General features: G+C 61.5%; 1 pseudogene. It reads right to left on the reverse strand.

What is annotated here, in order from left to right:
• Nucleotides 1-260: pseudogene (locus EXE42_RS20425) on the reverse strand (BREX-5 system phosphatase PglZ); the annotation flags it as partial.

Here is a 260-nt window from a genome sequence, read left to right on the forward strand (position 1 = left end):
CGAAGCGCAGTGCGTCGACGATGAACAACGCAACGCTCTGGCCGCTCTGGAGGTGTTCTTGTTCCTGGTCGAAGAACTGGTGGGCGTAGTTCTCACCGACGAACGGCGAGCCGTCCTCGATCTGGTCGACAACGAGATCACCGAGGTCGCTAAGGTAGTCGAGGTAGCGCGACTCAGCCAGCGACGTACGTAAGTCGTCGAGCGTCGCCGTCGCGGGATGCTCTTCGGGCAGAGCGTTCTCGGGCTCTCCCGAGATGATG

The sequence above is a fragment of the Halorubrum sp. SP3 genome, from assembly GCF_005435195.1.
GTDB classification, from domain to species: Archaea; Halobacteriota; Halobacteria; order Halobacteriales; family Haloferacaceae; genus Halorubrum; species Halorubrum sodomense.